Consider the following 22,171-nt stretch of genomic DNA (forward strand, 5'->3'; position numbering starts at 1 on the left):
CCAGGGGAGGAGATAGACAACGAAAGAGGCCGTTCATTTTATTGACGATGAACTTATTCCGCTATCGTCAACCACATCTCCAGAAGAAACTCGAAACAGACCAAGTATTTAAACATGTCGTCAAATTTTCCAAAACTGTTTCAGTCATTTAATGTGGTTAAGCTTTTATCATAAAATAAGTTTGAGTAAGTAAAGCACTGCTTTTTCTTTTAGTTATGAAGGCATAGTTCATGGATATGTACATGAATCCATAAAACTCCTTGTTTCTGAGTAACTATTCAGCCTGTGGATAGTTACTTTTTTTAGATTACATGTCTATACGTTCCTGTTTCCGTTAAAAATGAGGAAAACAGGAGGTGAAAACTATGAAACGGAAAGAGATCCTCGCGGTATATCATCAAGGTCCCGAAGCTGTTGTCCAACTTGTTGAATCCCTTTTCTCGCGTATTGAAAAGCTGGAAGCACGGGTTCAACAACTTGAGAACCAGGGTAAAAAAAACTCCAAAAACAGCCACAAGCCGCCATCTACCGACGAATTTTATAAGCCGAAACCGAAAAGTCTCCGGCAAAAAACCAATCGAAAACCTGGCGGACAGCCTGGACATGTCGGTTACACCTTAGAACGTGTAGAGAATCCGGATCATATCGTGGTTCACTCCGTGACCGACTGTTCTTCTTGTGGCGGTTCGTTAAGACACGTACCCGTCCTTCATTTTGATGAAACCGGCATGCGTGTAGAAGGAAAACGACAGTGGCTTCATGTCGCCAGTACATCACAGGCTACGGCGTATCTGATTCATCCAAGCCGAGGAAAAAAAGCGATGGAAACGATGAAGATCCTTCCTCGTTTTCAAGGAACGGCGGTCCATGATGCCTGGTCGCCTTACTTCTCCTATTCCACTAAGCATGCCCTGTGCCATGCCCATCATTTGCGGGAATTGACGGCCATATGGGAGGAATATGGACAAGTATGGGCCAACGGCATGATCGCCTTTCTTCTTTTTGGCAAGGAAGTAAAGGAAGAAGATGCCGCATCGTGTGCCGCCAACATAAATCACTGGAAAGCGGCATATGCCCGTATTCTTAAGCGTGCAGGAGGAGAGCTTCAACGATCAGGATTGGATGGTCCTCAGTCAGAAAAAGGCAAGCAGCATCCGGCTAAAAATCTATATGATCGGCTCAACCGATATATAGAAGAGGTATTGGCTTTTCTGACAAATCCTCTGGTTCCGTTTGACAACAATCAGGCAGAACGAGATGTGCGCATGGTCAAAATCAAACAAAAGATTTCGGGAACATTCCGAAGTGAGCATGGTCCACAAACGTTTTGTCGTCTTCGTGGATTGATTTCGACCGCCCGGAAGCAAGGACGCAACGTATTACAGACTCTGGAGTGTGCCGTTACCGGACAATCCCTTTCCTTTTTTCCAGAATAACACCGGAGGTAGTTCCGTAAGGAATTATCTCTATTTGTGCTGTCTAGCAAACAAGGTCGTAACAGGCTGAACAGTTACCTCTATCGCAGGGTTATGAGAAATGAATAGCTCGATAGTAGCAATTTTACAATTTTATCTTAAACTAGTAGTGGGGGAACATCTATGAAAAGTATACTGAAAAAGTGGGGTCAATTGAGTCTGGTAAAACAAATAATTGTAGGTTTGATTATTGGTACTATCCTGGCTGTAACGATCCCCGGAGCAGCAAAACCTGTTGTAATTTTAGGCTCTTTATTTGTAGGTGCTTTGAAAGCAATTGCACCTGTGTTGGTACTCTTCTTGGTTATGTCGGCCATCGCTCAACATAAGAGTGGGCACCAAACCAATATGAAATCCATTATCTTTCTATATCTTTTAGGAACCTTTTTAGCTGGATTAATCGCTGTTATTGCAAGTTTTATTTTTCCTGTAAGCTTAATACTTGCAAAGGGTGCTGAGGGTTTTGCGGCTCCTGGCAGTGTTGTAGAGGTTCTCAAAAAATTACTGCTGAACGTTGTTGATAAACCCAGTTAAGGCCATTCATAATGCGAACTATATCGGTATTTTAGCTTGGGCGACACTTCTTGGTTTGGCTTTACGAAATGCCCCTGATACGACAAAAACAATGATTTCTAATCTTTCAGATGCTGTATCTAAAATGGTTACATGGGTGATTAAGTTTGCACCATTAGGAATCATGGGTCTAGTATTTGAGTCTATTACTAAAAATGGAATTGAGTCGTTACTAGGCTATGGGAGATTACTTGCCGTTTTGCTTGGTTGTATGGTCTTCGTGGCGCTTGTTGTCAATCCAATCATTGTGTTCGTAGTTATACGTCAAAACCCGTTCCCGCTTGTTTTTAAGTGCTTAAAGGAAAGCGGTGTTACAGCATTCTTTACACGTAGCTCAGCTGCAAATATTCCTGTAAATATGAGATTATGTAAAAATCTAGGTTTGGATAAGGATAGTTATTCCGTATCCATTCCATTAGGTGCAACCATTAATATGGGTGGTGCCGCTGTTACGATTTCTGTTTTGACACTTGCAGCGGTTCATACACTTGGTATTCAGGTGGACGTTCCTACAGCAATCATCCTCAGTGTACTATCAGCTGTATGTGCTTGTGGTGCTTCAGGGGTTGCTGGCGGCGGATCCTTGTTACCGATTCCTCTAGCATGCAGCTTGTTTGGAATCCCAGCTGATGTTGCTATGCAGGTAGTTGGAGTAGGCTTTATCATCGGTGTTTTACAAGACTCTTGTGAAACAGCACTTAACTCATCTACAGACGTACTTTTCACAGCAACAGCGGAATTTAAAGAGTGGCGTAAAGAAGGAAAAGAAATAAATATCAACAAAGCAGCATAAAGAAGAAATCTTCTTATCGGGTGATTGAACTGCACCCCAATTGCTAGAATCGACTAGCAATTGGAGGTGTAGTTTTTTTTTATGGAAAAGTTGAACCTAGTATTTATCAAGAAAGATGGTAAAGTGAATGTGAAAGTTTCAGTAAAATATCTAGATCAAGAAACGAAAGTAACGTAAATTTCACAGTATGTCTTGAATTTACAGAAAAACGAGAATTGGATCATTATAAAATAAAAGAAGGAATCGGCATAGATGTTTGCTCAACAAATACGAAATGTGTGGCATCATTGATGAATATAATAGTGGAGATAAAAAACAAGGCTCTTACAGATGTTGACCAAACAACACCGTAAGAGCCTTATTACTATGTATTAATCTAAAAAATCATTTCTCAACGCCAAAACTTACGCTTGATGGCTGACTGGAACAAAGCTTGTCGGAAGCGGAGAAGGGAGGAGTAAGGAACGTCTTTACGCGACTACCCAGCGGAAGGGGGCAGGCGAACGGGCTTTTGCCCACAACACCTCATCGAGAAACATCCCTGCTTCCTCTTTTGTGGGCGAGTTCGCAGGCCCCCTGGAGCGGCCAGTCTCTACATCTTTGCCAAGCGTAACCAAGTGACTGGCTTCTTCCTTCTCCGCTCCGCCACCAAACTTAGTAATTCCACCAACCATAAAGCCTATCTTTTGGCATTGAATCTGCATTATGATCCCACAACTAGATTAGCGGCGCAACAACCCCAAATCCACTTCTGGCACAAGTCCTTCTTTGGCAGCCCGCCCAAGCAAAGCCTCTACAGCCGCATACCCATCTTCCCCTAAATCTCCAGTAAACGAATTCACATACAAATCAATATGCGCCTTGGCCACTTCAGGTGACAACTCCTGCGCATGCTGCATCACATACTCCTTCGATACCTCAGGATGTGCCCACGCATACTTCACCGAAGCACGAACCCAGTTCGTAAGTGACTCCAAATCCATCGAACGACGAGCAATAATCGCTCCAAGCGGGATCGGCAGACCGGTATCCGCTTCCCACCAATTTCCCAAATCAACAAGCAAATTCAGCCCATATTCAGGATACGTAAAACGGGCTTCATGAATAACCAACCCGGCATCAATCAAACCATCGCGCACAGCAGGCATAATCTCATTAAACGGCATCACAACAATCTCGCCCACACCGCCGGGCACATTTTGCGCAGCCCACAATCGGAAAAGCAGATAGGCAGTTGACCGCTCACTCGGTACAGCAACCCGCAGACCGGAGAGAGCAGCAGGATCATGGCTACCGTCTTTTGTCAGAACGAGTGGACCACAGCCCCGGCCAAGTGCCCCGCCGCATGGGAGCAGTGCGTACTCCGATAGCACCCACGGAAGAGCCGCGTACGAAATTTTGAGCACGTCCGGTCCGGTAGAGCTGGCAGCTAAACGGTTCGTAATATCAATATCCGCGTATGTAACGTCAAGCTCTGGCGCACCGGACACAAGTCCGTGTACCCAGGCGTGAAACACAAAGGTGTCATTTGGACAAGGTGAAAAAGCGATATTCATGATAAAACCTCCAATAAGACTGAACTGGCTGATTCAAGCATTTGTAAAGCTTCTTTAATGCGCCAAGCATCCCGGTCACGTGGACCGACTGGATTCGAGATGGCGCGGATTTCTAAGACAGGTATACCATGCTGGTGAGCTGCGGTCGCTACGCCGTATCCTTCCATGCCTTCGGCGGCAGCCCCGGGCACTCGTGCGGCGAGCTCCTGGGCAGTTGCTGCAGTTCCGGTCGTGGTCGATACGGTAAGGATCGGTCCGGTTGTGGTTGGGAATCCCGCAGCTTGTAGTGCTTCTACTACCTGGGCTACCATGCGGGTGTCAACTGGAACACGGGCTGAGCCGAAGCCTAGCTCATCAATGCTTATGAAGCCGTCGGGTGTTTGTGACCCCAGATCAGCAGCGATAATCTCATTCGCTACGACGAGCGATCCGATCTCAGCCTGTCCGACGAATCCACCCGCGATGCCCATGTTTATAACTAAGCTGTAGGAAGTGGTTGCGAGCGCGGTTGCGGTACTTGCTGCGGCCGACGCGAGACCGACGCCGCCTACTCGGACGTCGAACGTACTGTTCCCGTGAAGTCCGCGCAATATCGCATCTCTCTCTGCTGAGACAGAGGTCATAATCAGTATGCGCTGTGCTGATTTTGTTCGTCTATCTACATTCATTACGATAATCCTTTCTTATTGGCTCCGATCTGTTCGGCTATATAAAAAACGCTCTCATTCAAACTTACCGTAATAAAGGAAGAAAGTCTATGGGAGAACCAAACATACGTATGTGCATACAACAGTTTGCTTTTGTATAAAAAAACAGGTACTCATGGAAAATAACAAAATAACAAAGGAGGGATTAGAATGAGTGAAAAAAACATACTTGCGTATTTTAAAAGTCCAGAAGAAGCAGAGAAAGCGAAGGCAGAACTACAGGCACTTGGAACGATTGATATGCAGATCGACCGTATTTCCCGATTTCCGGGAGATGGTATTGAGCGTGTAATGAACCCGATTACGGGAAACATGTCTTCTCTCGCTGATGTGACACTGGGTGCAGATGTGACGGATCGAAATGCAGGCATCCTGTTAGCGGCGGATGTTGGAGCAAGCGGGATGAGTGACGGGGGACAGGATGATACAACAGGCCGGGATATTTTACTAACGGTCGTTGTGGAAGAAAGCAAGCATCATGCTGCATTGCAGATTGTGGGGAAAAACGGGGGCATGCAATGATGTAGCATAAGCAGATACGAATTATGGTGTATAATAGAAAAGTACTGAAATATTTGACATGGCCGGGAGGAGAAACGTATGTTTCAAAAAATTGTAGTAGCCATTGACGGATCTGAAATGGGAGAAAAAGCATTAGAGGCAGCACTCGTAATTGGGAAAGAACAAAAAGCAGAAGTAAACGTGCTGCACATCGGCAAAGACGTACTCGTATCGTCCTATGCTTTTGTGGGATCGGGATATATTGCACAGCAAACGTATGAAGATGTGAGTAAAGCGATAGAAAAAGAAGGGCAAGCGTTGCTAAATAAAGCAAAGGAGAAGGCTGAATCTCAAGGTTTAGCCACTGCCACGCATTACATAACAGGCGATCCGGCGCGTCAAATTGTGACATTTGCGAAAGAAAACAACACAGATTTGATTGTCATCGGAAATCGAGGCTTAAGCGGGTTAAAAGAAGTGATGCTCGGCAGTGTTAGCCATAAAGTATCGCAACTAGCAGAATGTCCGGTGCTGATTGTAAAATAATCGTACGAATAAAGCCGGAGTCCCTTGATGAGAGGGACCCCGGCTTATTTTAGACGCTCACCATTTCCGTTACAAGCTGATAGGCATCGCGAGCCATGATTAATTCTTCGTTCGTCGGAATAACCATGACTTTGATCGGGGAGAATCGGCTACTAATAAAACGTTCCCCTTTCGCGTGATAGTTCGCGTCCTGATCGATGACAACACCCGCATATTCAAACCCGCTGCAAATGCGATCGCGAATTTCTGCGCTGTTCTCACCAATCCCAGCGGTGAAAATAATGCCATCTACTCCGTGTAATCGGGCTAAATACTGGCCAATATAAGAATGAATATTTTTCGTGAAATTATCAATTGCCAGCTTGCAACGTTCGTCTCCTTCTCTGACTCCCTGGAGAACGTCTCGAATGTCATTGGACTTGCCAGAGAGGCCCAACAATCCACTTTGCTTATTCAAAATCCCATCGACTACCCCGGATATATCGGTCTGTTCAATCTCAGCGAGATACGGAATAATGCCCGGATCAATATTTCCGCTGCGTGTGCCCATGCTTACCCCGGAGATCGGCGTGAAACCCATTGTAGTGTCATAGGACACCCCGTATCGGATGGCGGTCAAGGATACGCCGTTCCCAATATGGCAGCTAATAAGACGCAGTTTTTCTTTTGGAAGCTCCATTAATACTTCCGCCCGTTCCATCACGTAACGGTGGCTAGAACCATGGAAGCCGTATTTGCGAATTTTATAGTTCTCATAATATTCATACGGGATCGGATAAATAAACGAGGCAGGGGGCATCGTCTGGTGAAACGCAGTATCAAAAATCGCCACCTGCGGTATGCCAGGAAACAGCTTTTCTGACCATTCAATGCCTGCTAAATTCACCGGGTTGTGCAGCGGGGCAAATGGAGTTAGTTTTTTAATGGTGGCTTTTACCGTCTCATCAATCCGAACTGATTTTGCGAATTCTTCTCCCCCGTGTACGACCCGGTGTGCAATCACATCGATCGGATACTTCTGCACGTTTTGTGCAATGGTAGACAGGGCATGTTCGTAGTCTTCTAATTTAATATTTTCGATCACACCGGAATCAAGCAATTGCTTGTTCGGCATGATGTATAACTTGTACTTAATCGAAGAGCTGCCGCAATTAAAAAGGAGGATCGTTTTTTCTTCTATGATTTCGACTTCATGATAGGAATCGATTTTGATAATTTCGACAAAGTCTCCGTTTTTCACCCCGGATGCGTTTCCTTCATCGGTATCGACGTGAAATTCGAGCACAAAATTTTTGTTAACCCGGCACAGTACGTTCTCAAGAATTAACGAACGTTCTCCATCCACTCGTACGCTGACGAGTTCTTTATCTTTTACCCCGATTTTCGCGGCATCTGTTTCATCCATGTGGATATGACGTGCTGCGAGGATTAATCCTTCCTGGAGGGTCACCTCGCCTTTTGGCCCGATAATGGTTACACCAGGTGTTTCTACTAAATCGCCTGAGTCCCGAATAGGAGGGTTGACGCCTAGTACGTAGCCGTCCGTTTTTGAGATCTCCACCTGTGTCTGTTTTCGTTCTGGACCGAGAATACGGACATGATGAATTTTTCCTTTCGGTCCTTTAATATTAACGGTTTCTTCTGCGGCGAATTGTCCGGTTTGTTTTAAATCTTTTGTTTTCGTTAATTGGTAGCCTTCTCCGAATAAAATATCAAGGTGCTCACGTGATAGGTGTACATGTCGATTAGAAATCCCTACTGGAACTTTCATGATGCCTACACTCCTTTTCTCTCTTTTCTTTCTCATATTCTATGATATGTAAAAATCATACAACATTCAATGAACTTCCTGTTAAGGTTTTGTTTTCCTTGTTGAAAACGCCCATTTTCTCCGCGAGTCGGGACACTTGCCCGCCCGTAACATAATGTGGTAGGGAAGCATTACACTACATGGGAAAGTGGGGAGAATCATAATGGAAGAAAACGAGCTGACGACGGAGCTAGTGGAAGAGAGAGTAGAGGAGTCAGTGGACGCGAGGGAAGAGATGAGTAAGCAAGTAGCGCCATATCCATATGCGGTGCAGCCGGTCGCACACAATTATTACGGTCATTATGGTTACTATGACGAACGAGGTGGATTTTGGCCGATTCTGCCGTTTTTGTTCTTAATACCGTTCCTGTTCAACAATAAACAGTCGCAGTCGCAGTACGTGCTATATCAACAACCATATCAACAACCATATCCGCAGCCATATCAACAACCATATCCGGCACTGTATCCGTATCCAGGCTCAGGCTATCAGGGACGATAATTCCACTAAAAAAAGCCAGAGCATGAGGAGTTGCTCTGGCTTTTTTAGTACTTTCATTACAGTTATGAAGGGATGTATCCAAGAACGATGGCCAGTAGTATGGGTAGATGCCGGGGCAGGCAGATGAGGAAAAAGGCCGAACTCGTTCTTGCTGATAGTTCTTATTGTAGTACAAAATACTGATTATACGTAGTGACGGATGTCATATGACTGGTCATAAATTTAGGACGGTACAGTGTGACAGGACAGTGTTTTGATATCCATACGAAAAAGACGCTCTACCTCTTAGAAGTAGAACGCCTTTTTTCTAGTTAGTATACATACTATGCCTGTGTTTGGTAGTAGCTTGGATAAGTTGCTTCATACGCAGCGATTTTGTCTTCTTGTTGAAGTGTGATGCCGATATCATCCAGACCGTTCAGCAGGCAGTGGCGGCGATAGTCGTTCACTTCAAACGGAATCACGAGGCCACTTTTGTCGCTGATGGTGTTCGCTTCAAGGTCAACAGTCAGCTCGTAGCCTTCTGTTGCTGTGTTTTTGAACAGCTGATCTACAGTTTCTTCTGGCAGTACGATCGGCAGAATGCCATTTTTGAAGCAGTTATTATGGAAAATATCCGCAAATGACGGTGCGATTACGACTTTGAAGCCGTAGTCGAGCAGTGCCCACGGAGCGTGCTCACGAGAGGAGCCGCAGCCGAAGTTGTTGCGTGCGATCAAAATTTGCGATCCGGAATAGCGCGGCTTGTTCAGCTCGAAGTCCGGGTTAACATTTTCTTGCTCGTCAAAACGCCATTCATAAAACAGGAACTGACCAAAGCCAGTGCGTTCAATGCGTTTTAAGAATTGTTTTGGAATGATAGCGTCTGTATCTACGTTTACGCGGTCGAGTGGAGAAACCACGCTTGTGACTGATTTAAATGGTTCCATGTGCGTTTACCTCCGTTTCTTTTACTTCCCAGTTGCGGACATCAACGAAACGTCCCGCGATTGCAGCAGCGACAGCCATTTCAGGGCTAACAAGGTGCGTGCGTCCGCCGCGTCCCTGGCGTCCTTCGAAGTTGCGGTTCGATGTAGAAGCACAACGCTCGCCTGGTGAGAGAACGTCCGGATTCATTGCCAGACACATACTGCAGCCTGGCTCGCGCCATTCAAAACCTGCGGCAGTAAAGATGTGATGCAGACCTTCTGCTTCTGCTTGTTCTTTTACCATACCTGAACCCGGTACGACGATTGCATTTACGGTTGATGCTACTTTATAGCCGTTCGCAATTTTGGCAGCCGCACGTAAATCTTCGATGCGACCATTCGTACAGGAGCCAATGAATACACGGTCGATTTCAATTTCAGTGATCGGTGTGTGTGGTGCAATGCCCATGTATGCAATCGCATTTTCTGCTGCTTTGCGGTCATTGATATTTTCGAAATCTTCTGGAGCTGGAACAACGCCTGTAACGCCGGTTCCCATGCCCGGGCTTGTGCCCCATGTTACTTGTGGTTCGATGGAAGCGGCTTCGATTACAACGCGGCGGTCGTACTCAGCGCCTTCGTCTGTGCGAAGTTCTTTCCATGCAGCCAGTGCTTTGTCCCACTCTTCGCCTTGTGGTGCATAGCGGCGGCCTTCAAGGTAGGCAAACGTTGTTTCATCCGGTGCGATCAGGCCAGCGCGAGCGCCTGCTTCGATGGACATGTTACAAACGGTCATGCGCTCTTCCATTGTCAGGTTGCGAATCGCTTCCCCTGTGTACTCAATGACATAGCCTGTCGCAAAATCGGTACCCCATTTAGCGATGATCGCAAGGATCAAGTCTTTTGCAGTTACGCCGAGTGGCAGTGGACCGTCTACGTGAACTTCGAGTGTTTTTGGTTTTTGTTGTTGCAGACACTGGGTAGCGAGTACGTGCTCGACTTCGCTTGTGCCGATGCCGAATGCGAGTGCGCCGAATGCACCGTGTGTCGATGTATGGCTGTCGCCGCATACGATGGTTTTACCCGGATGAGTCAAGCCCAGCTCAGGTCCCATAACGTGGACAACACCTTGTTCTTTGCTGTCGAGACCGAACAGAGTAACGCCGAATTCTGCACAGTTCTGGTTGAGCGTCTCGATCTGTTGTTTGGAGATCGGATCAGCGATTGGCAACGAGCGGTCTGTAGTCGGTACGTTGTGGTCAATCGTTGCGAATGTACGGTCCGGGCGACGGACTTTACGACCTGTAATGCGAAGCCCTTCAAATGCTTGTGGTGATGTTACTTCGTGTACGAGCTGGAGATCAATATATAACAGACTTGGCTTATTTTCTTCTGCGGAGATAACGTGGTTATCCCAGATTTTTTGAAACAAAGTGCGAGGTTGCATTCATCTCTCCCCTTTTTTGTTTGTTTGTCGTGACTTTTTTGAATCTTTATATAAGTTTTAACATAGAAAAATAAAATGTTCAAAGATATAATATTTATATATTCCATAGGTAACACCTATAAAGAGGAAGGGAAGAATGTAGAAGTGGAATTGCGCCAATTGTTGTACGCCGTTACGATTGCGGAGGAAAAGAGCTTTTCGAAGGCGGCTGAGAAGTTACACTTAGCCCAGCCTTCCCTCAGCCAGCAGATTGCGAAGCTGGAAAAAGAGTTAGATGTCATATTGTTTGAGCGATCAACGAGTTCGGTTCGGTTAACGGATGCGGGTGCGCGTTTTTTTACTTCGGCGTTGAACATTCTAGACGGGGTGGAGCAGTTGCGTAAGGAAATGCAGGATGTAGCTGCCCTTACGAAAGGTGGGCTTACGCTCGGCAGTTTGCCGATGACAGGTGCACATATTTTGCCGCTTTTGCTGCCGGAGTTTGCAAAGCGGTATCCGGGCATTGACGTACGCTTAGTCGAGGAGGCGACGCGTTCGCTTGAACAGTTGACCGCACGCGGCACGGCAGAGATGAGTCTGCTGACGCTTCCGGTGCAAGATGCGAACCTGGAATGGGAAGAGCTGCTCGATGAGGAGATTTGCCTGGCTGTTCCGCCTGCTCACAAGCTGGCGGGTAGGCGGGAAGTGAAGATGCGGGAGCTTGATGAGGAGCCATTCATTATGCTGAAAAAAGGGCAGGGCTTCCGGCAAGTCGTAGAGCGTTGGTGTATGGAAGCAGGATTTGCGCCCCAGATCGTGTTCGAGAGCAGTAACATTGAGACGGTGCAGTCGCTTGTGGCCGCAGGGATGGGCGCAGCATTCGTGCCGCGTCTGCTCGCGCACAAGTACCCGCGCAATCATACCGGACCTGCGTATGTACGGCTGACAGAGCCGCGCCCGTACCGCACGCTCGTACTGGCCTTTCGGCGCGGACGCTACCGTTCACGGGCGGCGCAGGCGTTTTTGGATACAGCTCGGGATGTACTTCAGGCTGTGCGTATGGAAGAAGTGGACGAGTAGAGTCGGGCCAAACATCAAATAATACCATAAACAATTTTAGGTAGAAGTTTGATATGTACTCATAGTAGAATAGAAGAAAAGTAGGAAGGGTGACAAGCTTTGTTTTACGCTGTACTGACGCTTCATCTCGTTGCGGTAGTATCCAAGCTCGCCATTCTGTTCTTCATACCGCGTCTCAAAACTGTGGAACAGGTGCGCCGCCTGTATACCGCCTATCGTAAGTGGGACATTGTCGCCGATGTTCTGCTCTGGGCAACTGGACTGGCTTTTTTCTTTGTTACATCATTCGCATTTTTACTGCAGTGGTGGCTTATTGTTTCGATGCTCTTATATACATTTGTATTTTACTTGCTTAAGCGCTTTCTTATGCGTGGCCTGGCCGAAGTGGCAGAAAGTCGCAAAGTATTCGCGGATAAGGAGCTTAAATCACTGCGGTTTCAAAACGTATGTGTTGGGATTTTTTCCGTGTTCCTTATTGGCTGTATTGGGGTTATGATGATGACCAAGCCGTTCTAGTACGAGTAAGAAGAAAGCTGTTCCAGAAGCCAGAATATGGCGAGCGGGATGGCTTTTTTTGTGGTAACGACAACGTTTGGTGGTGAGGGAGTGGGAGAAGGGAGGAGCCGTTCGCTTGGTTACGCTTGCAGAGAAGCTGGGACTGTCCGCTCCAGGAGAACGGTGAACGTGCCCGCAAAGAAAAAGCCCACGATGTTGATTCACCGAAGCATTGCGGGCAAAGGCTCGTTCACCGTTCTCCCTCCGCTGTGCAATCGCGTAAAGGCGCTCTCTTGCGCCTCCCTTCTCCCACTCCCCGCACAACGTTTCGGTTTACAAAAATCCACTCGACACCAGAGTGGATTTGATCAATCGCGACTGGCTTTTTGAAAGACGGCTTCCTTATTTTTTATCTGCATAGCAAAGCTCAGCCTCTTGATTATGCTTGAAGGTTTTCACACAAATTGTGCCAGGAGCGGGATCGGGCGGGGCAATGGAACGCCTGTACGCGACTCCTTAGCGGAAGGGGGCAGACGAACGGGCTTTTGCCCACAATGCTTCGGTGTACATACATCGTGGGCCCCTTTTGTGGGCGAGTTCGTCTGGCACCTGGAGCGGACAGTTACTACGTCTCCGTAAGCGTACCGAAGTGACGAGGCCCCGCCCGATCCCGCTCCTCCACCACACTTTGGAGAAACCCCACACTAAGAAAAAAGAGACTGCCTCAGTCGCCGTGTTGCAGCGCTTGAGACAGCCTCCTGCGTTTCGTTAGTTCAACATCAAGCTTTTGTTTTGTGTCATGCCCGTTCCTCCCGCGCGGCAATCAGAATGCCTGCGGCAATACAAATTCCACCTGCAAGAAACGCCATACTGAGGTGTTCATTCAACAGAAGCCAGCCGAGTAAGGCGCCGACAACCGGCTGAAAGAAGAAAAACAGGGATGCATATCCGGCACTCACAAGTTCCAAGCCTTTGTTCCATAGAAAGAATGCGCCTGCCGTGGAGACGATACCGAGATATAAAATACCCGCAAGTACAAGCGGATCGCTTACGTCCGGGCGACTGCCGGACAGCCATTCTCCTGCCATGAATGGCGTGGTGAACAGCCAGCCGAACAAAATGCTATACGTAGTAATCGCAAGAGAAGAGTGGTGGATAGATGCTTTGCGGACATATACCGACATAAGCGCCCATGTAACGGCCGCGCCGAGCAATGCGGCATTGCCTGTGAAACTTCCTCCTGTCTCCCCCAGGCCTACGATAACAAGCACACCGGCTGTCGACAACAAAAGAGCGATGACTTTACGCGACGTTATTGCTTCACGAAGCACGAAGCGGGCAAACAAAATCATAAAAGCGGGTGAGGCAGATGTAAGCAGCGCTCCCATGTGGGCATTGGACAGCTTCGTGCCGATAAACTGCAACGAAATGGAAACGAAGTACCCGATAAAGCCAATCCAGGCAAATAGTAACCAGTCACGTCCGGTTAACACAGGGCGTGAGCGTTCTTTCATGCGCAGCAGAGCCAGTAGAATAAAAAACGCAATGGCATACCGCAACCACACAAGCGTTAGTGGCGGAACAAAATCGAGTACAACTTTGCTTACTACATACATCCCGCCCCAGATGCTTGCGGCGAGTGATAGGCAAATCGCGCCGATCCATGATGAATTCATATACAGTATCCTCCGTCCGTAGTATGGAATCAATGTGAATCCACAGACGGGGAATGTAAGAGTCGCTCCCCGTCTGTCTAGAAACGGAGAACAGGCTGATCGTTTTCAAAAAGTGAAGAAAACAGCATAGGAACACCTCACTTGTTTTTCTTTCAGTCTAGCAAACAAGGAGGAGATAGGAAATAGAGAAAGTTGCTGTTAGTTTACCCAGGTTGCGACGATGTGTTTGGCTTCGTCCACCTGATCCGGGTGGACGTATAAGGCTGTTTGCTTCACGTATGTCACATGTATCCCGTGTTCTTCTAAACGTTGCTGCATAGCATGCAGGCGAAAATCATTTCGGTCAAGAAAAATAGCAATCGAGTCCGTATTGGGTCTGGCTGAAGGTTTGAATAAGTTTCGTAATGTTTTAAACATACTATTCCTCCTATAGGAACGACCACGAGCAAATTCCTGTAAGTTATATAACACAAAACTATCATTACATACGTAGAAATTGTGTGCAATGCGAGAAAAGGGCTAAATAACAAAAAGGTAAATGTGCAAGTAAAAGGGGTAATTTCCAATTACATGCAATATTTGCACTGTTAAATAATTGTAGACTTGATAGAATTTAAGTAAGAAAACAGTTCGTATAAGAACATAATAAGGAGGAAATAAAAATGGCAATGAAAGCGACAGGTGTAGTACGAAAAGTAGATGAACTTGGACGTGTGGTGATTCCAATCGAGTTGCGCCGTAACCTCGGAATTGCAGAAAAAGATGGATTGGAAATTTTTGTGGATGATGAGAAAATTATTTTGAAGCGCTATGCACCAGCGTGCATCTTTTGCGACTCGGCGGAAGAAATTAACCATTACCGCGGGCGTAATATTTGCGGCAAATGCTTGGATAACCTAAAAGAAATGGACTAGTTGTACAGTAAGAAGGAGCTCTCCTGTATGGTTATAGGAGGGCTCCTTCTTTGTGCTGGTATGCTACTAGGATTGTCGCACCATTTTTGTATGTCTTGCATATTGTAGCATATACTAGAAAATCAGAAAGGTTGGAGTGACAAGCATGCAAGATCGTGTCTACTACGATTCGCATTCCGCTACTAATAAAAACTATCCGGGTAAGGCTTCTTATCCAGGCATGAAAAGTTATCATTCGGCGGAGGCGCAGCATCAGAAGAAAGTGTACGGTACATCGCGTCCGAAAGACTGCGGCTGTGGTAAGCGAAAAAACAAATCATAACAGGTCCGAGGAGCTTCCCCGGACTTTTTTCGTGTTGTCTGTAGCCGTACAAGATGTAAAAGGAAGCAGGATTATCTCCGCTTCCCTTTGGATTCGAGTGCGCGCCGAAGTGCCCGTTCATGCTCTACCTGCTGCTGCAGGCGTATACAGCGATCGCGGTACTCTACAAGCAGTACACGGGATGTAATGCATAAGTCGAATAATTCGTGGCACTGTTGCTGGTAATCAAGCAGCAAATTTACGAGATCATCATGGGGAGAGGTGTATACTTTTGGAAGACTTCGCCGCTTTAAGCTTTCAAACGGGATGATCTTGTTCGGGGTTTCGTCGCCCACCGTTCATCACCTCAGGGTTATCTTTCTCCTAATGTATTCGGTGGGTGTACGTGCTGTATCCGCAGAAGCGGAAGGCGAGTACACATTTTTAGACGCGGGTTTCTAGAATAGCGGCAGCTCCGGCGATGGCGAATACGAGCAGCAGAGGGAAGGCGGCAGGTACGAGTGCATACAGCGCAACGACGCCGGCTGATACCCAGACACCGGTACACCAGAAGCAACGTAGGAGAGAACCGATAAAGCGGCGGATGCCCGTCCCCTTTGGCTCAGCGAAGTGGGTGGTCTGGCCATTTTCATCCGTCTCCTCATGAATCGTAAGAAAAGGACGGCGAATGAAGGCTGTAATCTCATCAAATACAAGCAGGTGAGTTAGACGGAAGGCAGCAAGAATAAGCACAGCGAGATGAAGCCAAGATAATGTGAACATGAAGCTCCCCCTTTCTGTCGCAAACAGAAGTCTTGCTGTATTGTATGCGCGAAGAGAGGTGGAAAGTGCAGGAACATGTCAGCCTTTGTTAGGCGATCAAGATTCGCCCGGAGTATCCGGTGGGTCCTTTTTTTTACGCTCCTGTAGCTTGCGATATTCGTCCATGAGTTGTTGTAGCACATCTTCCGATACTTCTACGAAATGGTCAAGTTCACGCATCGTAATCAGACACTGGCTTCTGCCGTCAATCGTCGTGAAGCGAAACATAATGTTGCCGCCTGGAAGGACGTTGGCCACTTCCCAGATGAATCGTGTGCCGGTCTTGTAGCGTTTCCCCCGTCCGTATATCGGATGGAAGGGGCGGAAATTCTCGACTACCCACATAACGTGCCACTCCTGTCAGCTGGATGTTCCTATCAAAGAAGGAATCGGTTATTGACAGTATATGCAGGGGACGGGGGAGGGGAGACGGTGTTTTATAGTTGGTACGGGTCTATTCTCGGTAGCGATCGCGAATCGCTAGGAATTCATCCAGATGATGGAGAAATACATCGACAAGGGATGGATCAAAATGCCGTCCGCTCTCCTCGCGGAACAAACCAAGAATGCGTTCGATAGGCCACGCTTTTTTGTATACGCGATCACTGCCGAGCGCATCAAATACATCAGCCAGTGCCGTAATGCGGCCATAGATGTGAATATCCTCGCCACAAAGTCCTCTTGGGTAGCCGGTGCCATCCCATTTTTCATGGTGCTCACGGGCAATGATAGCGGCAGCTCGCACGAGTCTGCGGCTGGAATTGTTCAGCAGATTGTATCCGATCTCGGTGTGTGATTTCATCGTGTCATACTCTTCTGCTGTCAGCTTGCTTGGCTTATGAAGAATCGAATCGGGAATGGCCACTTTGCCGATATCGTGCATCGGGGAAGCCATCTGAATCAGTTCGGCCCCCTGTTCGGAGAGTCCATACCGCAGGGCAAGCAGCCGGGAGTATTCGGCGACACGCTTAACATGCTGCCCGGTTTCTTTAGAGCGGGATTCCCCGATCTCTCCCATGCGAAATAAGATTTCACGCTGTGTGTCTTCGATTTCTTTATGCAGCATCGCCGCTTCGAGTGATTTGCCGCTATAGGAAGCCGCTAGTGTGAGGTAGGCTAGGTCAGTAGCCGTAAAAACAGCCTTGCCGTTCAGCTTGTTGATGGCCTGATAGGCGCCGATGACGACGTCTTCACTGTTTTTGATTGGGATCACAAGCATGGCTTTCGTGCGGTAGCCAGTCTGCTGGTCAACCTTCGGATTGAAATGAGGGCTATCGTACGCATCGTCAATGATAAGGGGTTTCCCTTTTTGAATCGCATGCCCGACCAGACCGCTTCTGGCGGGCATACGAATATCACGGACACCATGTGCGACGGTTGTCCACAATTCTTGCTTCTCCTGGTCAAACAGCCAGATGGTGCATCGGTCAGCGATGATCATGTCTTTGCCCATATCGGCCATAAGCGTGAGAAGCCGATGCAGACTTTTTTCATTGGCAATGCGTGCTGCATACCCAAAAATCGTATGCAGCAGTTGCTCAGGGGTAGGCGCGACTAAATCGTTCATCGTTTCTCTCCTCTACATTATCTATCATAACCATACGATCATCGTGCAAAGAAAGCATGTAGATCATCCATGCTGCGCGTCAACTTCGCAGGTGGTAGACTGTCAAGAACGCGTGCGCCATACGGTTTGGTCAACAGGCGCGTATCGAGAATAATAACCATGCCCTTATCACGGCGTGTTCGGATGAGGCGACCAAAGCCCTGTTTCAGCCGAAGAATGGAGAACGGCAGCATATACTCGTGGAAGCTGTTCTTGTTCATTGTCTCAAGTCGCTTCGTCCGTGCCTGTGTAAGTGGGTCGCTTGGCACGGGGAATGGCAGCTTGGCGATGACGACACAGACGAGATCATCGCCTGGCACATCGACGCCTTCCCAGAACGACTCACAGCCGAATAGTACATGATTTTTGCCGGAGCGGAACTGTGCAAGCATCGCATCTCGTGATAACTCAGGGCGGTGGAGAATTCCTGTAAGATTATATTTCGCGAGCCATGGCTTCATCCCTTCGTACACCCGATTCATCTGGCTGTACGAAGTAAACAAAAGAAACGTTCGCCCTCTAGTAGCTGAGACGATCTCTTTCATCGCAGCTGCAAGAAACGGCTCGAATTCCGCGTCTGTCGGGGCCGGAACGTTCTCAGGTACAAGTAGCATGGCCTGCTTCTCATAGTTGAACGGACTTGGTGTTTCCATTGATTTATAGTCATCTATGCCCATGCGGTTTGCGACAAATGAAAAATCACCTTGCGTTGTCAGCGTAGCGGATGTCATGATCACGGTTTTTTCGTTGAACAGTTCCTGTCGCAAAATCCCGCTTACATCAATCGGAGCAGAATACAGATGTAGGGTCACCGCCCAGGCGAAATCATCACGTACGAGAAGATCCGGCGCATCTTTCGGTTCTTCATACGAGACCCAGGTCGCCCATTCTGTCGGGAAGGCATTGGCCAGGATGTGCCATACCATCTGCTCCATCTGTTCGATCTGCGTAATATAGCGGCGTAAGCCAATGATCGCTTCACTTTCTCCTTCCGCGAGTTCGAGTTCCTTGCGTTTATCGATAAAGGCATGCTTCCATTCCTTAAATAACGGTTTCAGTTCATCCGGGTCTGAAATCCGGCGCTTGAGCAAATATTCGTTCTGTGGACGTTCTGCGAGCGCACGGGCAAGTGGCGCAAAAATCTCGGTCAGCCGTACGATTATCCGGGCGCGCAGTGCTTCCATCTGCTGGTGCAATTCCGGTGCATCGAGTTCACGTGCCCACGGTGTGCGTCGACGCAAGAAGCGATAGAACAGCTGGTTAATTTCCTCAAGGCTAATATGGTAGGTGAACTGGTTCGTCACCTGATCTTCTACCCGGTGTGCTTCATCCATAATGACCGCATCGTAGTTTGGCAGGATGCTTGCCCCTTGCCGTCTGAGCAGCAGATCCGTAAAAAACAGCGCATGGTTGACGACAATAACCTGTGCATCCTGGAGCTTTTTGCGCGCGTTCTGAATGAAGCATTCTTTGAAGAACGGACTGTTCTTGCCCATGCAGTCTTCTCCGTCACCCTGAATGACTGCAAATAGCGAGGATGGAAGCGGGAATGGCACATCGTCCCGATCGCCTTTCGTAAGGCCTGGTAGCGCATCGGCAAGCTTGCGTAGCACAGGACCGTCTGTCATCTCGGCAGAGAGCGAAGCCTGCAGTGTTTCTTGGAGCCGTCGCTTGCATATGTAGTTGCCGCGTCCTTTGGCCAGCTCGAAGCGGAAATCGTCTGTGAGCTCCCGGTCGAGTGTGGCCAGTACTTTTTTGACCATCGGGAGTTCTTTCTCTAGTAATTGCTGTTGGAGTGTGATTGTATTCGTGGAAATAATCACGCGCTTCTCTCGCTTTAGCGCCCACCAGGCAGCTGGCAGCGCATAGCCGAACGATTTGCCGGTTCCGGTTCCCGCTTCGATCAGACCGTGTGTATCGTGAAGCAGGCAGTCGAGCACCGTGTTCGCCATATCGAACTGCGCACGTCGCGGCTGGTAGTGAGGAAGATGTCGGGATAGAATACCATCCCGCTTGAAGATTCGATGTAATGTTTTAGAGTATCTAGCCATGAAAGAATATCCTTGCGTTTTCTTTTAAGGGTATCATATTTGAAGGAGAGCAGGAAATGCTATGTTCCTGATGAACTTATGCTAAGATGAGGAAAAGGAGGAATGTTCCATGAAAAACAAAGTGATTTTGCTTACAGCGGATACATTCGGTAAAGGGGAGACCGAATTAGGGGAGATGGTGTTGGAGACATTTGTTACGCTTTTGAAGCAGCGGGATGAAAAACCGGCTGCTATCTTCTGTATGAATCGGGGCGTGTTAACGCTAACGGCGCGTTCGCTCGTATCGGTACATATGAAGGAATTAGAAGCAGCAGGCGTTCGGGTGTTGGCCTGCAAAACATGTGTCGATTATTACGGCGTGGCAGACGAACTTTTGGCTGGAGAAATTTCTGGGATGCCGGTTTTTCTCGAGCTGGCCGATGAGTATGAAGTAATTACCATTTCATAGAGGGTGGGGGGAGAGATAGATGCCACATTATGGATATGCGCGTAAAAAAATAGAACAATACATAACCGCTCAAGTGGTGGAGAGTGCAGCTGGAATAAGGGGTGTAGGTGATGACCGTGCGGCCAATGTGTTTGCGGCTACACGAGAGGAATTGTCAGTATCCTCCTGGTGCGAGCGGCTTGCCTGTCTGTCAGACGGCAGTGAGCCCCTGATGTCACCAGATCGGCGTGCCCTTGTTTTTCTCGCAGAGTTGGAAGAGATGTTTGGCGAATGGGATTTAAGTCAGATCGAGACAGATGTATACCGGGAATGGCGCAGCGCAGAAGATGAGGGGCGTCATTATGAAGAGCGCATTTTTGCGGCGTCTAATTCTACGTTTCCGATTCTGTTGCGGACGTTTTTGGAGCTTGCGGACCGGGTGCTACATGAGAATGGTCATTGGGAGTATACACTTGCCGAGACAACGCAGCTGCTTCATTATATGTGTCCGGGGCTGTTTCCGGTCTGGACTCCGTCGATTGGTCGCCTGCTGTACGGAACAGAACAGCCGGGCTATCATAAATATCACGGGTATGTATTTGTGCTACGTGATTTTTTTCACGATTCTTTGGTCGGACAGCGTTTGGTACAGCGTGCGCATGAACAGGGACTAACCCCGGTGCAGCTGGCGTATTCTCTGCTTGCACAGCAGGTCAGTAGGGGATAGGCAGTAAGAAATCGACAAGAACTTAGATTGTCGTAGGAAAAAGGTTATACTGAAATGAGAGTATGACTTATGGAAAGAAAGGATGAGACAGCACGATGGCTCATGCATTACAACAGCAAATTATCGATGAATTATGTGTCTGTCCGGAGGTGAATCCGGCGGAAGAGATTCGGAAGCGAATTGATTTTCTAAAGCAGTATGTCGTAAAAGGCGGCATGAAAGGATATGTGTTGGGGATTTCTGGTGGACAAGATTCCTCACTGGCAGGTCGTCTGGCACAGCTTGCGATGGAAGAGCTGCGCACAGAGACGGGAGACGAGACGTATACGTTCATGGCGGTGCGCCTGCCGTACGGTGTGCAGCAGGATGAAGAGGACGCACAGCGGGCGCTTGATTTTATTCAGCCGGACCGTTCGGTGTCTGTTAATATTAAGGAGGCGGTTGATGCGTCTGTACGGGCGTTTGTGGATGCGACAGGCGAACAACTGTCTGACTTCCTCAAAGGGAATGTGAAGGCGCGTGAACGGATGAAAGTGCAGTATGATCTGGGAGCGCATTATAAGTTGCTTGTGATCGGAACGGATCATGCGGCGGAAGCACTGACAGGTTTCTTTACGAAGCATGGGGATGGTGCGTGTGATGTTGTGCCGCTGACCGGGCTGAATAAGCGCCAGGGACGCCAGTTGTTGCAAGAGCTCGGTGCGGACGAGCGTATCTATCTGAAGGTTCCAACAGCAGATCTGGAAGATAACAAGCCGCTTGTCCCGGATGAAGCAGCGCTTGGCTTCTCATATGAGAATATTGATGACTATCTCGAAGGCAGAGAAGTGCCAGCAGAGATTGCGGAGAAAATCGAGCGGAGGTTCCTGATTACGCGTCACAAGCGTACGCTTCCGGTATCGCCATTTGATAACTGGTGGAAGTAGGAGAGAAAGAAGGAAAGCAGCTTTTTAGCGAAAGCTGCTTTCCTTTTTTTTGACTCATTGATTTGAAGTTACAGTTGAAAGTCAGCAGGATTAATGTTGACAGTCCGGCAGATCTCTCTAACCATGTTTTTCTCTGTTTCGTTGAAGTTGACGAGACCTATTTCTTGTACTCTCAAAAAGGGCAACATGGCATTCTTGCATGGCTCTTATTTGTTGATAGCCGCAGTAACGAAAGTACAAAATACAACATCAAAGAATTTCTACTAACATCGTTTGTTTTTGAAATTACGAATACTTACAATAGTTTACGCCTGTCAAAATTCAACGTTTAAGGTTAAATAATGGGATG

At 47.8% G+C, this 22,171-nt stretch carries 24 protein-coding genes and 2 pseudogenes; 13 read left to right on the forward strand and 13 right to left on the reverse strand.

Annotated features, from left to right (window positions below; genetic code table 11):
• Window positions 1-365 precede the first annotated feature (365 nt).
• Both tnpC and sstT read left to right on the forward strand, forming a co-directional pair.
• Complete coding sequence (tnpC, locus tag CB4_RS10700) at window positions 366-1,436, forward strand: IS66 family transposase (protein ID WP_096465767.1); 1,071 nt, start codon at window positions 366-368, stop codon at window positions 1,434-1,436.
• Between the two features lie 162 nt (window positions 1,437-1,598).
• Window positions 1,599-2,841 (forward strand): annotated as a pseudogene (gene sstT, locus CB4_RS10705) (serine/threonine transporter SstT).
• A 470-nt stretch (window positions 2,842-3,311) separates the two neighbouring features.
• On the opposite strand, the gene CB4_RS10710 reads toward sstT, so the two are convergent.
• From CB4_RS10710 to CB4_RS10720, 3 genes are read right to left on the reverse strand one after another with little or no spacing between them, the layout of a single operon-like run.
• Window positions 3,312-3,545: a hypothetical protein gene (locus CB4_RS10710; protein WP_096465769.1), complete on the reverse strand. Its 234-nt coding sequence runs from the start codon at window positions 3,543-3,545 to the stop codon at window positions 3,312-3,314.
• Between the two features lie 18 nt (window positions 3,546-3,563).
• Window positions 3,564-4,397, reverse strand: a complete 834-nt coding sequence (locus tag CB4_RS10715; protein ID WP_096465771.1) for a 1,4-dihydroxy-6-naphtoate synthase — start codon at window positions 4,395-4,397, stop codon at window positions 3,564-3,566.
• Window positions 4,394-5,065 (reverse strand): futalosine hydrolase, encoded by a 672-nt coding sequence (locus CB4_RS10720; RefSeq protein WP_096465773.1) that lies wholly within the window; start codon window positions 5,063-5,065, stop codon window positions 4,394-4,396. The genes CB4_RS10715 and CB4_RS10720 overlap by 4 nt, the downstream gene beginning before the upstream one ends.
• 189 nt (window positions 5,066-5,254) lie before the next feature.
• Here CB4_RS10720 and CB4_RS10725 point away from each other — a divergent pair, with 189 nt between their 5' ends.
• Both CB4_RS10725 and CB4_RS10730 read left to right on the forward strand, forming a co-directional pair.
• On the forward strand, window positions 5,255-5,626 hold the full coding sequence (locus CB4_RS10725) for a hypothetical protein (protein WP_096465775.1): 372 nt from the start codon (window positions 5,255-5,257) through the stop codon (window positions 5,624-5,626).
• Between the two features lie 78 nt (window positions 5,627-5,704).
• Window positions 5,705-6,151: a universal stress protein gene (locus CB4_RS10730; protein WP_096465777.1), complete on the forward strand. Its 447-nt coding sequence runs from the start codon at window positions 5,705-5,707 to the stop codon at window positions 6,149-6,151.
• Window positions 6,152-6,200: 49 nt separating this feature from the next.
• Here the strand turns inward: CB4_RS10730 and CB4_RS21535 are convergent, their stop codons facing one another.
• Window positions 6,201-7,922: an acetate/propionate family kinase gene (locus CB4_RS21535; RefSeq protein ID WP_096465779.1), complete on the reverse strand. Its 1,722-nt coding sequence runs from the start codon at window positions 7,920-7,922 to the stop codon at window positions 6,201-6,203.
• 202 nt (window positions 7,923-8,124) lie between these two features.
• Here CB4_RS21535 and CB4_RS10740 point away from each other — a divergent pair, with 202 nt between their 5' ends.
• On the forward strand, window positions 8,125-8,463 hold the full coding sequence (locus tag CB4_RS10740; protein WP_096465781.1) for a hypothetical protein: 339 nt from the start codon (window positions 8,125-8,127) through the stop codon (window positions 8,461-8,463).
• A 323-nt stretch (window positions 8,464-8,786) separates the two neighbouring features.
• On the opposite strand, the gene leuD is transcribed toward CB4_RS10740, so the two are convergent.
• Window positions 8,787-9,392, reverse strand: coding sequence for a 3-isopropylmalate dehydratase small subunit (gene leuD, locus CB4_RS10745; protein ID WP_096465783.1), 606 nt, complete (start codon window positions 9,390-9,392; stop codon window positions 8,787-8,789).
• The gene (leuC, locus tag CB4_RS10750) at window positions 9,379-10,818 is read right to left on the reverse strand and encodes a 3-isopropylmalate dehydratase large subunit (RefSeq protein ID WP_096465785.1); all 1,440 of its coding nucleotides are present in this window, start codon (window positions 10,816-10,818) and stop codon (window positions 9,379-9,381) included. Before leuC ends, leuD begins: the two co-directional genes overlap by 14 nt.
• Before the next feature lie 144 nt (window positions 10,819-10,962).
• Here leuC and CB4_RS10755 point away from each other — a divergent pair, with 144 nt between their 5' ends.
• Together CB4_RS10755 and CB4_RS10760 are read left to right on the forward strand one after the other, a co-directional pair.
• Entirely contained in the window at window positions 10,963-11,877 is a 915-nt protein-coding gene (locus CB4_RS10755) for a LysR family transcriptional regulator (RefSeq protein WP_096467714.1), read from the forward strand.
• Between the two features lie 99 nt (window positions 11,878-11,976).
• Window positions 11,977-12,393 carry a hypothetical protein gene (locus CB4_RS10760; RefSeq protein WP_096465787.1) on the forward strand — a complete coding sequence of 139 codons (417 nt, stop codon included), beginning with the start codon at window positions 11,977-11,979 and terminating at the stop codon, window positions 12,391-12,393.
• Between the two features lie 776 nt (window positions 12,394-13,169).
• Here the strand turns inward: CB4_RS10760 and CB4_RS10765 are convergent.
• The gene (locus tag CB4_RS10765; RefSeq protein WP_096465789.1) at window positions 13,170-14,048 is read right to left on the reverse strand and encodes a DMT family transporter; all 879 of its coding nucleotides are present in this window, start codon (window positions 14,046-14,048) and stop codon (window positions 13,170-13,172) included.
• Between the two features lie 198 nt (window positions 14,049-14,246).
• Complete coding sequence (locus CB4_RS10770) at window positions 14,247-14,465, reverse strand: hypothetical protein (RefSeq protein WP_096465791.1); 219 nt, start codon at window positions 14,463-14,465, stop codon at window positions 14,247-14,249.
• A 245-nt stretch (window positions 14,466-14,710) separates the two neighbouring features.
• On the opposite strand from CB4_RS10770, the gene CB4_RS10775 reads away from it, so the two are divergent.
• Window positions 14,711-14,962, forward strand: coding sequence for an AbrB/MazE/SpoVT family DNA-binding domain-containing protein (locus tag CB4_RS10775; protein WP_157737926.1), 252 nt, complete (start codon window positions 14,711-14,713; stop codon window positions 14,960-14,962).
• Between the two features lie 145 nt (window positions 14,963-15,107).
• Window positions 15,108-15,284, forward strand: coding sequence for a hypothetical protein (locus CB4_RS20970; protein WP_157737928.1), 177 nt, complete (start codon window positions 15,108-15,110; stop codon window positions 15,282-15,284).
• A gap of 71 nt (window positions 15,285-15,355) precedes the next feature.
• Here the strand turns inward: CB4_RS20970 and CB4_RS10780 are convergent, their stop codons facing one another.
• The 5 genes from CB4_RS10780 to CB4_RS10800 form a co-directional block, all read right to left on the reverse strand.
• Window positions 15,356-15,619 carry a hypothetical protein gene (locus CB4_RS10780; RefSeq protein ID WP_096465793.1) on the reverse strand — a complete coding sequence of 88 codons (264 nt, stop codon included), beginning with the start codon at window positions 15,617-15,619 and terminating at the stop codon, window positions 15,356-15,358.
• An 88-nt stretch (window positions 15,620-15,707) separates the two neighbouring features.
• Window positions 15,708-16,046 carry a DUF1360 domain-containing protein gene (locus CB4_RS10785; protein ID WP_096465795.1) on the reverse strand — a complete coding sequence of 113 codons (339 nt, stop codon included), beginning with the start codon at window positions 16,044-16,046 and terminating at the stop codon, window positions 15,708-15,710.
• Between the two features lie 96 nt (window positions 16,047-16,142).
• Window positions 16,143-16,430, reverse strand: a complete 288-nt coding sequence (locus CB4_RS10790; protein WP_096465797.1) for a hypothetical protein — start codon at window positions 16,428-16,430, stop codon at window positions 16,143-16,145.
• 109 nt (window positions 16,431-16,539) lie between these two features.
• Window positions 16,540-17,652, reverse strand: a complete 1,113-nt coding sequence (locus CB4_RS10795; protein ID WP_096465799.1) for an HD domain-containing phosphohydrolase — start codon at window positions 17,650-17,652, stop codon at window positions 16,540-16,542.
• A gap of 38 nt (window positions 17,653-17,690) precedes the next feature.
• Window positions 17,691-19,742, reverse strand: a complete 2,052-nt coding sequence (locus CB4_RS10800) for an ATP-dependent DNA helicase (protein ID WP_096465801.1) — start codon at window positions 19,740-19,742, stop codon at window positions 17,691-17,693.
• A gap of 109 nt (window positions 19,743-19,851) precedes the next feature.
• Here CB4_RS10800 and CB4_RS10805 point away from each other — a divergent pair, with 109 nt between their 5' ends.
• The 4 genes and pseudogenes from CB4_RS10805 to CB4_RS10820 form a co-directional block, all read left to right on the forward strand.
• Window positions 19,852-20,190: a DsrE family protein gene (locus CB4_RS10805; RefSeq protein WP_096465803.1), complete on the forward strand. Its 339-nt coding sequence runs from the start codon at window positions 19,852-19,854 to the stop codon at window positions 20,188-20,190.
• Window positions 20,191-20,209: 19 nt separating this feature from the next.
• On the forward strand, window positions 20,210-20,896 hold the full coding sequence (locus CB4_RS10810; protein WP_096465804.1) for a hypothetical protein: 687 nt from the start codon (window positions 20,210-20,212) through the stop codon (window positions 20,894-20,896).
• 95 nt (window positions 20,897-20,991) lie between these two features.
• Window positions 20,992-21,822 carry an ammonia-dependent NAD(+) synthetase gene (nadE, locus tag CB4_RS10815; RefSeq protein WP_096465806.1) on the forward strand — a complete coding sequence of 277 codons (831 nt, stop codon included), beginning with the start codon at window positions 20,992-20,994 and terminating at the stop codon, window positions 21,820-21,822.
• A gap of 194 nt (window positions 21,823-22,016) precedes the next feature.
• A pseudogene (locus tag CB4_RS10820) lies at window positions 22,017-22,154 on the forward strand (IS1595 family transposase); the annotation flags it as partial.
• Between the last annotated feature and the right edge of the window lie 17 nt (window positions 22,155-22,171).

The sequence above is a fragment of the Aneurinibacillus soli genome (assembly GCF_002355375.1).
Taxonomy (GTDB): domain Bacteria; phylum Bacillota; class Bacilli; order Aneurinibacillales; family Aneurinibacillaceae; genus Aneurinibacillus; species Aneurinibacillus soli.